The organism is Pseudovibrio sp. Ad13 (assembly GCF_001623225.1).
Classification (GTDB): domain Bacteria; phylum Pseudomonadota; class Alphaproteobacteria; order Rhizobiales; family Stappiaceae; genus Pseudovibrio.
The window spans coordinates 1-12,916 of sequence record NZ_LMCC01000034.1 but is presented as its reverse complement, the minus strand read 5'-3'; the positions used below and the strand labels follow the sequence as shown (position 1 = coordinate 12,916).

Here is a 12,916-nt window from a genome sequence, read left to right as displayed (position 1 = left end):
TCCAATTACACAGCTTCACCATACTTATCACGCAGGATGTTTTTTTGGACTTTGCCCATGGTGTTACGGGGGAGTTCGTTGATGATTAGGAGTTTTTGTGGGTGTTTGAAGCGGGCGAGGTGTTTTTTGACGGTGGTCATGATCTGCTCGAGGTCAGGGGTCTCACCCTTTTCGGCAACAATTAATCCAAGCGGGGCTTCACCGAAGTCAGCGTGGGGGATGCCGATCACCGCACTTTCATGAACACCCAGTTGCTCATCCAACAGGAGTTCAATCTCTTTTGGGTAGATATTGAAGCCCCCTGAAATGATGAGGTCTTTGTTGCGTCCAACAATGTGGACGTAACCATCCGTATCTACCTTCCCCATATCACCGGTGATAAAGAAACCATCTTCTCGTAGTTCGGCGGCTGTCTTCTCCGGCATCTGCCAGTAGCCTTTGAACACGTTGCGGCCACGAACTTCAATGACGCCGATGCTGTCTTGGGGCAATTCAGAACCCGTTTCAGGATTGGTGATCTTGAGTTCAACGCCGGGAAGCGGAAAGCCTACAGTGCCTGCGCGTCGCTCTCCATCGTACGGGTTCGACGTGCTCATGTTGGTCTCAGTCATGCCGTAACGTTCCAAAATGCGGTGTCCTGTACGCTCTTCAAACTGGCGATGAGTTTCAGCTAGCAACGGTGCACTACCGGAGGTGAACAGGCGCATATGCTCTGTTAGCTCCTTGGTAAAACGTTCATCACCCAACAGCCGGGTGTAAAATGTTGGCACCCCCATCATGGAAGTGGCCTGCGGCAGAAACTGTACGATGGCATCCTGATTGAACTTTGGCAGGAAGATCATGGAGCCACCAACCGCAAGGATGACATTGGTTGCTACAAACAGACCATGCGTATGAAAGATCGGCAGCGCATGCAGCAGAACATCGTCTTTTGTGAAGCGCCAGTAATCAACCAGCACATCTGCATTGGACAGCAAATTGTCCTGTGTCAGCATCGCGCCTTTGGAGCGGCCTGTTGTGCCTGATGTGTAAAGAAACGCTGCCAGATCCTGCAGATCTCGTTCTACAGTCTCAAAAGCAGTTGGGTGAGTTTTGGCTTCTGCCATCAAAGACCCGGAACCGTCTCCATTCAAGGTTTTGAGGAGGACACCTAGCTGATCAGCTAAGGGCTGCAATGACTCTGCCTTTGCGCCATCACAGGCAAGAAGAGATGCTCCGCTATTGTCGAGAAAGTAAGAGAGTTCATCACTGGTGTAGGCCGTATTCAGAGGCAGGAAGATGAGGCCTGCCTGCACACAGGCGGCATAAAGCGCCAAAGCCTCCGGTGATTTTTTAACCTGTGCAGCAACACGATCGCCCGGGTTCAACCCATTTGCGACCAGCGTGTGCGCCAACTGTGCGGTTGTTGCCAAGAACTGGGCATAAGTAAGAGTAGTGCCATCTTGAAGGAACAGGAACGGCTCTGTTTTGGACGCGTGGATCCCAAACAAACGATCATAAAGCGGGTTTGCCATGGGACTGCCTTTCACTATTACAACAGACGTTCACCCGCATCTCAATGTGAGCCTGCCGGGACTGATTCATCCAGACAAGACTAATGCGAACCCGAGGCTCTGAACAGCCACGTCTTCCTCGGTTTTAACGAGCAAAGCACGGAATTGTCCAAAAGGCTCTGACGTTCTATGCTGCAAGAATTGACCAAGGAAGCAATTTTCAAATGACTCATCGCACAATTTTTACTGATCCCGATCTGGCACAATTTTATGAGCTGACACCACGAGATCGCGCGGATCACACATATTGCAAAGTGCTTGCACGCGAGGCACGCTCTGTCCTCGACCTGGGGTGCGGTACGGGAGAGCTCACCGTTCAGCTGGCTGAGGGTCGCCGTGTGGTTGGTCTGGACCCGGCTGAAGCGATGCTGGAAATTGCACGCAAGCGCCCCAATGGAGAACAAGTTCGCTGGGTACAAGCGGATGCCCGTTCATTCGATCTGGGAGAGACGTTTGACCTGATCTGTCTGACCGGACATTCCTTTCAGTTTTTCCTGACGGAAGAGGACCAGCTTGCAGCTCTTAAAATGATCGCAGCGCATCTAAGCCCCAAAGGCCTGTTTGTCTTTGATACCCGCAACCCGAATTTTCCGGGCAAGAAGACGCGCCGCAAAGAGGAAACACTGAGCCGGACGCAACACCCTGCCCTCGGTGCAATTGAGAGCTGGAACATTTCAGAATATGACGAGACCACTCAAACGCTCAGTTTCATCAATGCTTACAGGCAGCTTGAGACTGGTGAGATTTTCAGCGCACCTTCTGAGATTAAATATACGGCACAAGACAAAGTCGACCAGCTCCTTGAAGAAGCTGGCTTATGTGCTCAAACATGGCTGGGTGAGTGGACAGGTGAACCTTACCACGCAACCTCACGCGAGATCATTCCCATAGGCAGAAAAGCTTGAAGCTATCGCTCAAAACGCGCCAGAGCGAGACCGATACCAGAACCAATGAAGAGCGTACCGGTGAGTTTATGTCGCAAATGACCTATGCTCTTGAAGAACGGTGTTGCAGAACGAGCAAGAGCCGCCCAACACAGATCTCCACCTAGAATAACGAGAAGGTAGATCAGCGCTGACTGGGCAAGAGCGTAACTCGTACTTTGGTCCCCAACAAACTGAGGGAGGAAAGCCGCACTGAACACGAGCGTTTTCGGGTTGATCATAGCAAGCAACATGCCCTGCCAGAACAGCTTGCTCAAAGGGATGTTACTGGCTTCAGTGTTTTCCAACATATCCGCCCGCTCTCGCCAGGATTTGATGCCGAGATAGATCAGATAGGCCGCACCAATCCATTTCACCCACAGGAAGGCATCGGCAACGAGTGCCAGCAGGGCTGAAAATCCAAGCACCACAATGCTGAGCTGGATGGCAACGCCAAGTGTTGTTCCCAGTACCGTAGCTGCTCCAAAGCGGAAGCCATGGCTGATGGTATTGGCTGCGATGAGCGCAACGTTGGGGCCTGGAATAGCCACCAGAGCCGTAGTCGCAATCACAAGCGCTAATATCATCTCAACAGACATGAGTCCCCCTCCCAAACATCAGAGGATAGTTTGGGAGGTTCTTTGTCACATTGCAAGCTATGCCTTTGATTGGACTGCAAGTGCCTAATGGAAGGCAGCGAGCTTGTCCGGGTTTCGCTGCGCATAAATCGCGTCGACTTTCATGTTATCATCATAGCCAAAGGTGAAAGTCGTCGTGATCCCGCTTCCGTCGACCGTGACGAGAGACAGGCAAGAGTTAAGTTCTTCAACCCAAGCTTTGCCACTGTTCGCGGCTGGGGAGATCGCCTTTTCGATAAAGCCAAGCACTTGCTCCAGACCAACAAGTGGTTTTGGAACGGCATTGACCTTGCCGCCACCGTCGGAAATAAGCGCGACGTCAGCTGCCAGAAGCTTGGAGAGTTCAGCTGTTTCTCCGGTTTCCAGCGCGCTTTGGAATACACTCACCATCGCCTGCTGTTTTTCTGGCTGAGCGACAAAGCGTTGCGATTTCTGCTGAATATTGGCCTTTGCCCTTGAGACCAGCTTGCGGCAACTGGCTGGAGTGACCTCCAATATATCTGCAACGTCTTCATAACTGGAGGAAAACACCTCGTGCAGCAAAAACGCAGCTCGCTCTTTTGGAGCAAGGCGCTCCATCACCAAAAGGAATGCCATTGTGAGGCTTTCGGAAAGCTCAACTCTGTCTTCCGGTGTGTCCTGTGTGGTGGTGTGAAGCGGCTCAGGCAACCACATACCAACGTAATTTTCGCGTTTTTTGCGTGCTGATTTGAGCTGATCGAGTGCTTTGCGGGTGCAAACCGTCGTCAACCAAGCATCAGGGTTGGCAATGTCGTCTTGCGCAGCAGCTGACCAGCTGAGATAGGTTTCCTGCACCACATCTTCAGCCTCGGCCGTTGTGCCCAGCAAACGATAAGCCAGCCCCATCAACATGGGTCTGGCCTGTTCAAATACACGAAGTGATTTGTCTGAGTTCTTCATCAATGGTTCGATATCGCAATCCGGTTCCAAAGGTTGATCATACCAACCATCGCCGTCAGGGTGGAAATTTCCTGATCACTGTAGTGCTTTTTCAACTCCTGGCGAAGACGTGACAACTGATCTTCCTTGTTGAGTTCAGTCAGTGCTTCGGTCCATTCAAATGCCAGCTTCTCTTTTTCCGAAAAGTCATCGCAATGGCGCCAGATGATCAGGTGATCCAGACGCTCGTTGGTTTCACCAGCTTTGCGGGCATCGCGGGTGTGCATCTTTACACAAAACCCGCAACCGTTGATCTGGGAAGCCCGCAGCAGAATGAGGTGATGCAGTTTCTCGTCAAACCCAGTTGCAGCAATAGTTGCTTCCACGCCCTGCAGGGCTGTCATGATCTGCGCACCGCTCTCGTAGTGATTGATGGTGGTGTGAACGTTCATCGTTATCTCCAGTGATTGTTTTGTTGCGTTCACAAGGTCGACGAGACAGCTCTCTCAGATGTGACGTGGTGATGAGAAAAAAACAAACTCTACACCTCAAAAAGTTCAGGAGGACGGATGACGGTAGACAAGATCGACCGGATCGTGATGTTGCGCATCAGGATCAATTACAGCTCCCATCCGTTCAGCCAACTTCCGCGAGCGATCATTTTTAGGGTCGATGTAACTGACGAGCGTTTTCAAACTCAACTTATCAAAGGCCCATTTACGCATGGTTTGAGCCGCTTCCAATGCATATCCGTGTCCTTCAAAGCCCTCATAGAGGAACCAGCCCAACTCGTGCTCTGGAAAAAGCGGCCCGTGATTAAGGCCCACCTGACCAACGGTTTTGCCCGTGGTCTTATCGTCAATCATCAAAGCACCGTGACCAAACAAGACCCAATGCGCGATATCATGACTAAAGATACCCCAGGTCACATGCTTGGGTGTTGGGCCGCCCATAAACTGCGAACGCTCGGATTGCATCAACTGCTCATAGGCAGGCCAATCTTCAATTGTCATCGGCCTTAAGCGTAATCTTTCTGTTTCAAGTGTCGGTATCACAGTCATTTGATCAGTCCAGCAATGAAAAAAGGAATCTCTGAGCGTAATGTCATTGACGAACATTATTCCGGCAGATGCTTTGTAAAAAGCAATTTTTAATCTGGCGCACAGGGAACTTTCAATATCGACTAAGCACTCAGGAGTGACATCCAAGATCTTGCTTTTGATTGCACACTTGATTTTGTTAAGGATTCACCCATCTGTTGAAATGAAAAAGGCAGCCCGAAAAACTGCTCGTTCCCATTTGCACATAATCAATATGGAGCCACAATTTTATGAGTGATAAACAAGAATATACCCCACCAAAGGTTTGGGTGTGGGAACAGGAAAACGGCGGCCAGTTCGCAAACATCAACCGTCCTATTGCTGGTTCAACCCATGACAAAGACCTGCAGGTAGGCAAGCATCCGCTGCAGCTTTACTCGCTGGCAACGCCAAATGGTGTGAAAGTCACCATTATGCTGGAAGAGCTTCTGGCCGCAGGTTTCAGCGAAGCAGACTATGACGCATGGTTGATCAAGATTGGTGAAGGCGACCAGTTCTCCAGCGGTTTTGTTGGCGCAAACCCTAACTCCAAAATCCCGGCACTGGTGGATCACAGCACCGAAACACCAACCCGTGTATTCGAATCTGGTTCTATCCTGCTGTATCTGGCAGAAAAGTTCGGCGCCTTCCTGCCGAAAGATCCGGCAGCACGCACAGAAGCTATGAACTGGCTGTTCTGGCAAATGGGCTCTGCCCCATATCTGGGTGGTGGTTTCGGTCACTTCTACGCTTATGCGCCAGAGAAGTTTGAATACCCGATCAACCGTTTTGCCATGGAAGCAAAACGCCAGCTCGACGTTTTGGACCGCAATCTGGCCGAGCGCCGCTTTATGGCTGGTGATGAGTACTCCATCGCAGACATCGCGATCTTCCCATGGTACGGCGCGCTGGTGCTTGGTTCGCTCTACAGCGCAGCCGAATTCCTCTCCGTTGACGATTACAAAAACGTCAAGCGTTGGGCGGAAGAAATCGCTGAACGCCCTGCCGTTAAACGCGGCAAACGCGTGAACCGCACATGGGGTGATGAGGACCAGCAAGTCCCAGAACGCCACGACGCAAGCGACCTGGACCCAAAGCCAGCCTCTGAAAAAGCGTAAATCGCTTAGTCAGAAATGAAAAACGCAAAACCCGGCTTCGATGAGGCCGGGTTTTATTTTTTTCATGCTTTAGCTGAAGAATGTTTGCAACGTTCCAATCAGAAATGGCAAGTTTGGTATCCCCGTAAAAAATGAGATCGCCCCCAACAGTAGCAGCGAAGATACGTTCAAAAACACGAGTAGTACCGCGACACATTTTCCCCGAAATTCCAAAGAACTAGCAAGATACAAGTTAAACAGATTCATAAGAACAAGCAGAGAGATAACAACCAGTATGAAGATGGTATCGACATGAACTGGAAGCGCAATTAGTAAGTTCCTCGCAAACCTGATTAGGTAAGCCAACAGCCAAGGAATGAGCGTGTTATTCAGCCCTAGCAAATGGTATTTGTTGCTCAGGTCTATTTCGATAACTCGATTAAATCGCATACCTACTCACCATCAATAAAAGCCGTCATCATTTTCACAAAGCCCCTCGCTGGCAACTGATGACTGCAAGGGTTCTAATCTGTTCAATCATAGTTACTTTGAGTGAGCCCGACTTGTGAGTTTAACTGGTATGTATTTCGATCCAGTCCTGTGCACCACCCTTCTTTTCCAATCGGAAATTGCGGTAGTTCAATTCGTTGTCTGTCTGCCGGGTTTAAGATTTGTTCCAAAGAGCAAAAAGGAACGAACGCATGTCGGAGCTTCTCAAACGGTTTAAGGGCATTACGGAAGACCCTGGCCTCTCCTTTGCGCAAAAGGCGCGGTATCTCTCGCTGGAGGCAGAAAACTCTCTGCCCTACCCTGAGCTTGATGAGGAAACCGCCAAGGCGCTGGAAGAGCGTGTCATCTGCGACATGTATGAGGGGCATGCACCCTTCAAGCCGCGCTATGTGATGCCCGACTATTCTGTGGTTCTGGAAAAGGGGAGCACCTTCCTTGAGTTGGAACCAGCAACCACCTTGGATGAAGCTATCAACTCCCTCATGATTGCTTATCACCACGTGCCGTCTGTCACCAACATGCCGGTGTTCATTGGTCGCCTCGACAATCTGCTGCTGCCGTATTGCGATGAGGTCAGTGATGAAGAGCTTTACAAGAAGCTGAAGCTGTTCTGGCGCTATCTGGACCGTGTGCTGCCGGATGCCTTCATGCACGCCAATGTGGGGCCAACCGACAACCGTGTTGCCCGTACCATCATGCGCATTGATGCGGAGCTGAAGCAGATCGCGCCAAACCTGACCTTCATCTGGGATCCAGATGTCAGCTCTGATGCGATCTTCTCTCAGGCTTGCGAAAGCATTATTGAATGCTCCAAACCGCACATCGCCAACAACCCGCTGCATCAGCCGCTGTTTGATGACTACGGTTACGGCGTTGCCAGCTGCTACAACGTGTTGCCACTGTGCGGTGGTGCGTCCACACTCACCCGCATCAACCTGCGTGAAGTGGCGCGGCGATCCAAAGATACTGCAGACTTCTTCGAGAACGTTCTGCCGAAATACATTGACCTCAACTTCCGCCTGACTGAAGCGCGGATTGATCATCTCTTCAACAAGTCCGGCTTTTTTGAAAGCTTCCTCGTGAAGGAAGGCTGGATCAGCCGAGACCGCTTCACGGCCATGTATGGCATCTTTGCCATGGCGCAGTGCGTGGATGAGTTGCAGGCCAAGGAAGGCCGCTCCGGCAAGTACGGACATGATGAGACCGCCAACCAGCTTGGTCACCGCATCTCCAAAGTGCTTTATGAGGCTGTTGAAGCGCGTCCGATGGAAAACTGTTGGCACGGCAAGGCTATGCTGCATTCACAAGCAGGCCTCAGCGATGATGATGGCTGTACGCCAGGTGTTCGTATCCCTTACGGCAGTGAACCCGATCCAGTCACGCACGTTCAGGCACTGGCAGAGCACCATGCGTTCTATCCATCTGGTGTCTCGGAGATCCTGACACTGGATGAAACCATCGAGAACAATCCAGCCGCGCTGGAGCAGCTCGTGAAAGGTGCGTTCCAACTGGGCTTCCGAGAGTTTTCCGCCAACGTCTCCAACAATGATCTGGTGCGCATCACCGGTTACATGGTGCGCTTGTCAGACATTGCGAAGTTCAAAGAATGCGGTGGGTCTCGCATCAACACAACTGTGCTGGGTGCGGAAGCTGCTGAGACTGGTAAAATACTTGAGCGCGCACCGCGGGTGATGAGCCATGAACTTGCCCCTCGCTACAGTCAGTAAGGTTTTAAAGTTCTCTTGCGTGGACGGGCCGGGCAACCGGCTTGTCCTGTTTTTGCAAGGCTGTAACTTCGCCTGCCCGACCTGCCACAATCCGCACACCATGAAGCTGTGCAATGATTGCGGCGACTGCGTGCCAGAGTGCCCGACCGGCGCTCTGACCATCGTGCAAGGCAAAGTGGTGCACGATGCGAGCATCTGCGACCAATGCGATAAGTGTCTGGACGTCTGCCCCATCAACGCCAACCCTAAGGTGACTCAGTACAGTGTTGATGATGTTCTGGCGCTGCTTTACCAGAACAAACCGTTCCTGAATGGCATTACAATTTCAGGTGGGGAAGCTACGACGCAGCTGAAGTTCATCATTTCTTTGTTCAAGGCCATCAAAACTGATGAGAAGCTGAAGGACCTCACCTGTTTCATCGATAGCAACGGCTACCTGCCTGAAGCTGCGTGGAAGACCGTTCTGCCCGTAACCGATGGCGTGATGCTTGACATCAAAGCCTTCAACAACACCTTGCACCACCTGCTCACCACACGCAGCAATGAACGCGTTCTGGCCACCGCTAAGCTGCTCTTTGACTCCGCCAAGCTGCATGAACTGCGCTATCTGCTCATCCCGGGCCGCACAGACAGCGATGAAGAAATCGAAGACCTCGCTAACTTCGTTCGTGCACTGGATACGGATACGCCCCTGCGCCTCAACGCCTTCCAACACCACGGCGTCAAAGGCGACGCCCTCACCTGGCCCACTATGAAAGAACCAGACGTGGAACGCATCGCGGCAGAGTTGAGGTCAGCAGGGCTGACAAACGTGGTGGTGCCAGCGGTTTATATTTAGCTCTTCCGCTCCATACGGAACTTCTGCGGTGAAACGCCGATAGCGGCTTCGAAGGCTCGGGAGAAGGCGCTGCGGCTGCGGAAGCCGATGAGGTAGGAGACGCGCTCAATTGGGTGGTCTGTTTCTAGCAGCATAGTGGCAGCACGGCGCATGCGCACATCTCGCAGAAGTTCCATCGGGCCACTGCCGTATGCTTCCTGAAAGCGTTTGGCGAAGCCGCTGCGGCTCATGCCAGCGAGGGAGGCGAGGCTCTCGACGGAGTGCGGTTCGCCCGGAGTGTCAAGGATATGTCGAAGCACGGGCCACATACGTGGATCGCGCAGCGCGGCCATCCATTCCAAACCACCGCGCTGATCGTTGAAGCGGCGGCGCATCAGCTCGATCATGCATTGCATCAGGAGTGCACGCACCATGGCGAGGCTTCCGGGCGCGGGACTGGCAAGCTCCAACAGCAAACGCCGGATTGGCGCTTCACAGGCATCTTCGCCAGCCTGATTTTCGACAATTGGTTCCTGCACCAGATCAATCAGGTTCTCCATCTGCCGCAAGCTGAGCGAAATACGAGAGCAGATCGCGATGAGCTGGCCTTTGTCCTGTGTGTCACTGTTATGGATCAGGTGTGCCATTTTCAGTTTGTCAGGATTGCAGCTGGGGATTGGATCATGAACCTGCCCGAAGCTACGCAAAACGTGCTTTTTGAGCGCAGGTACGAGGATCAACGACCCTTTGCTCATCGGAATGGCAGGGCGTCCCGGCAGCACAAGCTCGCCCTCCCCTGCGAGTACATAATGTAGCGTTGCCAAAGGGTCTTTGTCCAGATCAAGATCGCAGGCGCCATTCAGCTCACACAAAGCAAACGGATGCGCCTGTATCTCCATTTCATCGAGAATAAAATGAATATCCATGCTGATCTCTATACGCGTCCAATCGATGAAATGATACATATCAGGACGAAAAGGTACCAATTTTGGACCACAAGGCACATAGCCTATTCCATCTTCTCTTCACCGAACAAGAGAAGGAACAGACGATGTGTAATGATCATGATCACAAGAAAACACTCAGCCGCCGCGATGCTCTGCGCGGTGGTCTGACAGCTGCAGCAGCTGTTGGTGGTGCGGCGATTGCAGGTTCAGCGCACGCCAAAGCGCAGGACAAAGTGAAAGATCCATATGCCCCACCAGCAAAGTCCGTTCTGCCTCCAAGCAACATGAAGCTGGACCTGAGCCGCGCTGCGCTTGTGGTGACCGACCCTCAGAATGACTTCCTGTCTCCTGATGGTGTGACCTGGGGTGTTGTGGGCGAGAGTGTGACTCGCAACAACACAGTCAACAACATCGAGCGCCTGTTCAAAGCCGCAAAAGCAGCAGACATCACCGTGGCCGTTTCTCCTCACTACTACTACCCAACCGACCACGGCTGGAAGTTTGAAGGCGCGCTGGAAAAGCTGATGCACAACATCGGTATGTTTGACCGCAAAGGCGCACTCAACGTGGATGGCTTTGAAGGGTCCGGAGCAGACTGGTTGGACGTTTACAAGCCATACATCAACGACGGCAAAACCATCGTCACGTCTCCGCACAAGGTCTACGGCAACGACACCAATGACCTGTCTCTTCAGCTGCGCAAGCAGGGTGTTGATCAGGTTATTCTGGCAGGTATGTCTGCTAACCTTTGCACCGAGAGCCACATGCGCGAGTTGATCGAGCAAGGCTTTGAGGTTGCTGTGGTGAGCGATGGCACAGCTGCTGCTATTATTCCGGATGGTGATGGTTATCTTGCCGCTCTGACCAATTTCCGCTTCATCGCAAACGCGGTCTGGACAACAGACGAAGCTGTTAAGCTGCTTCAGGCTTAACCACCTAGCGCACCGCCTTATTCCTTAAGGTGGTGCGTTCTTTATCTCCGTTTCGCTAACACCTCAATTTGAACTGCATGTGCAACCAGTTTCGGTTAGAGAAGAGCTATGGCTCAAAAGACGAAAATTGGCCGCCGTGTGGGTGGTTGGCTCTACCTGCATCGCTCTGGCGTTGAATTGCTCCCTGCGGAGGAGGCTGAACGACTGGCTCAGGTCGTGGCACAGCATCCGGACACCCCTTGGAACCTGTGCAAAATCAGCAAGGGCAAAGTCTCGCTGCTGCATTACGAGGACTTTGAGACCTCCGGCTTCCCGGCTTTGCTCCACTCCATCACGTTTGATCTTGCAACCCAGACAAGCAAGGCCATCGACTACTCTAAGCGTGAGAACCCGCCAATCCTGCATCGCAAAGAACTGCTCCTGCCGGAAGACGACCCCAACATCTCAATGTATGCTGCTTTAACGAAGGCCGCCGAAGATGCAGGTCTGTTTGCAAAGCCCGCAGGCATTGGAACGCGCAAGGCGTGGAACAAACGCATTGCTGATGCCGGGTTGAAGTTGGAAGGTCATCAACTGCTGACAAGCAGGTAAGAAGGGAGCCCGCACCTCCCTCTGTTTTATATGGCTTTAAACCAGCCGGATTGAAACACCACCATCGGCAGTCATTGCGCTTCCCGTCACGAAACTAGACCGATCCGAGAGCAGAAACAGCGCTGCTTGGGCAATCTCCTTCGGGCTTGCCATGCGTTTGAGCGGATGCAAGCCAGAGATGAAGGCATGTCCCTCCGGATCATCCCCTGCCATTGCTGTTTTGGTACCGCCGGGGAGCAGCGCGTTGATGCGGATGCCATCTGGTCCATGGTCTGCAGCCAGCGATTTCACCAACCCAACCAAACCCGCCTTGCTTGCAGCATAAGCCCCCATACCTGGCATGCCGCTGTTGCAGTGCCCCACAAAGGAGGATGTGAACACAATCGCCCCCTTTGTACGTTTCTTCAAAGCCGGAATCTGTGTTTTGGCCGCATAAAATGCGCTGGTGAGGTTGGTTTGCAGAACATTTTCCCAGTTCGCGCTGTCCATCTCTGGGACCGGCTCCATGTTCCCCACAGTGCCAGCATTGTTGAAGGCCCCATGCAGCACACCATAGGTGTTGAGCGCATATTCCACCAATGCGGAGGCATAGGCCTCATCAGTCACATCTCCTGCAAGATAAGTGGCTGAACCGCCTTGTTCCGTGATTTTGTCTGCCAGTACTGCCAGCTCTGCTTCACGTCTGGCCCCAAGCACCACGTTGGCTCCTTCATCAACGAACAACTCGGCTGCTGCCGCGCCAATTCCGCTGCTTGCACCCGTGATGATGATCGTTTGTCCGTGTAACTCCATGTTTTCCTCCAGTGGTTGACTAGAGGCACTATTGGCGTCTGCGCGGACAAAACCCACCCGATTTGCGAGGTCCCAGATCTTTGAGAACTCGCCTTCATCGCTTAAGGCATCAGATACTGCATTTGAGAGTTTAAGCTATCGACTGGCATATCCTGCACAGGAACAGGTTCATCAGAGGGGAACTTTGCCAGCTCCACCAGTTCATGAACCCAGAAACTGGTGTACTTCACGAACAGTTTGACGGTTTCTGCAAACTCTTCGACTGACAGATTGTCGACCTGAATGGCCTGGGTCAAAAGCACCTCAGAGCTGCGCTGGTTGATTGAAAGCGCAGCGTGTCCCGTGCCCATACCGTTATAGTTGGCTTCCAGAAGGTGCAGGTAGAGGGACTTGGGGACGTTGTTCAGGCT

14 protein-coding genes are annotated in these 12,916 nt (G+C 52.4%); 6 read left to right on the top strand and 8 right to left on the bottom strand.

The features are described from left to right. Positions 1-5: 5 nt before the first annotated feature. On the bottom strand, positions 6-1,514 hold the full coding sequence (locus PsAD13_RS25475; RefSeq protein WP_063319879.1) for a malonyl-CoA synthase: 1,509 nt from the start codon (positions 1,512-1,514) through the stop codon (positions 6-8). Positions 1,515-1,717: 203 nt separating this feature from the next. Here PsAD13_RS25475 and PsAD13_RS25470 point away from each other — a divergent pair, with 203 nt between their 5' ends. Next, positions 1,718-2,458 carry a class I SAM-dependent methyltransferase gene (locus tag PsAD13_RS25470; RefSeq protein WP_063319878.1) on the top strand — a complete coding sequence of 247 codons (741 nt, stop codon included), beginning with the start codon at positions 1,718-1,720 and terminating at the stop codon, positions 2,456-2,458. Positions 2,459-2,460: 2 nt separating this feature from the next. On the opposite strand, the gene PsAD13_RS25465 is transcribed toward PsAD13_RS25470, so the two are convergent. The 4 genes from PsAD13_RS25465 to PsAD13_RS25450 all read right to left on the bottom strand — a co-directional run bounded on the left by PsAD13_RS25465 (position 2,461) and on the right by PsAD13_RS25450 (position 5,075). After that, entirely contained in the window at positions 2,461-3,075 is a 615-nt protein-coding gene (locus PsAD13_RS25465; protein WP_063319877.1) for a LysE family translocator, read from the bottom strand. 84 nt (positions 3,076-3,159) lie between these two features. Further along, complete coding sequence (gene sigJ / locus PsAD13_RS25460) at positions 3,160-4,035, bottom strand: RNA polymerase sigma factor SigJ (protein WP_063319876.1); 876 nt, start codon at positions 4,033-4,035, stop codon at positions 3,160-3,162. Next, positions 4,035-4,466 carry a carboxymuconolactone decarboxylase family protein gene (locus tag PsAD13_RS25455; protein ID WP_063310473.1) on the bottom strand — a complete coding sequence of 144 codons (432 nt, stop codon included), beginning with the start codon at positions 4,464-4,466 and terminating at the stop codon, positions 4,035-4,037. Before PsAD13_RS25455 ends, sigJ begins: the two co-directional genes overlap by 1 nt. A gap of 105 nt (positions 4,467-4,571) precedes the next feature. Next, positions 4,572-5,075: a GNAT family N-acetyltransferase gene (locus PsAD13_RS25450; RefSeq protein ID WP_084404828.1), complete on the bottom strand. Its 504-nt coding sequence runs from the start codon at positions 5,073-5,075 to the stop codon at positions 4,572-4,574. Positions 5,076-5,344: 269 nt separating this feature from the next. Between PsAD13_RS25450 and yghU the strand changes: the two genes are divergently transcribed. From yghU to PsAD13_RS25430, 3 genes are all read left to right on the top strand, one after another. Then, positions 5,345-6,211 carry a glutathione-dependent disulfide-bond oxidoreductase gene (gene yghU, locus PsAD13_RS25445; RefSeq protein ID WP_063319874.1) on the top strand — a complete coding sequence of 289 codons (867 nt, stop codon included), beginning with the start codon at positions 5,345-5,347 and terminating at the stop codon, positions 6,209-6,211. A 680-nt stretch (positions 6,212-6,891) separates the two neighbouring features. Then, positions 6,892-8,427 carry a YjjI family glycine radical enzyme gene (locus PsAD13_RS25435; RefSeq protein WP_063319872.1) on the top strand — a complete coding sequence of 512 codons (1,536 nt, stop codon included), beginning with the start codon at positions 6,892-6,894 and terminating at the stop codon, positions 8,425-8,427. Next, positions 8,399-9,265 carry a YjjW family glycine radical enzyme activase gene (locus PsAD13_RS25430; protein ID WP_063319871.1) on the top strand — a complete coding sequence of 289 codons (867 nt, stop codon included), beginning with the start codon at positions 8,399-8,401 and terminating at the stop codon, positions 9,263-9,265. Before PsAD13_RS25435 ends, PsAD13_RS25430 begins: the two co-directional genes overlap by 29 nt. On the opposite strand, the gene PsAD13_RS25425 is transcribed toward PsAD13_RS25430, so the two are convergent. After that, entirely contained in the window at positions 9,262-10,170 is a 909-nt protein-coding gene (locus PsAD13_RS25425) for an AraC family transcriptional regulator (RefSeq protein WP_153040971.1), read from the bottom strand. The genes PsAD13_RS25430 and PsAD13_RS25425 overlap by 4 nt on opposite strands. 125 nt (positions 10,171-10,295) lie before the next feature. Between PsAD13_RS25425 and PsAD13_RS25420 the strand changes: the two genes are divergently transcribed. Both PsAD13_RS25420 and PsAD13_RS25415 read left to right on the top strand, forming a co-directional pair. Then, positions 10,296-11,123: a cysteine hydrolase gene (locus PsAD13_RS25420; RefSeq protein ID WP_063319869.1), complete on the top strand. Its 828-nt coding sequence runs from the start codon at positions 10,296-10,298 to the stop codon at positions 11,121-11,123. 108 nt (positions 11,124-11,231) lie between these two features. After that, positions 11,232-11,714: a hypothetical protein gene (locus PsAD13_RS25415; RefSeq protein WP_063319868.1), complete on the top strand. Its 483-nt coding sequence runs from the start codon at positions 11,232-11,234 to the stop codon at positions 11,712-11,714. Between the two features lie 36 nt (positions 11,715-11,750). On the opposite strand, the gene PsAD13_RS25410 is transcribed toward PsAD13_RS25415, so the two are convergent. Both PsAD13_RS25410 and PsAD13_RS25405 read right to left on the bottom strand, forming a co-directional pair. Beyond that, on the bottom strand, positions 11,751-12,506 hold the full coding sequence (locus PsAD13_RS25410; RefSeq protein WP_063319867.1) for an SDR family oxidoreductase: 756 nt from the start codon (positions 12,504-12,506) through the stop codon (positions 11,751-11,753). A gap of 101 nt (positions 12,507-12,607) precedes the next feature. Next, positions 12,608-12,916 (bottom strand): type III secretion system chaperone (locus PsAD13_RS25405; RefSeq protein ID WP_193777105.1); only part of this gene is annotated, 309 nt, incomplete at its 5' end.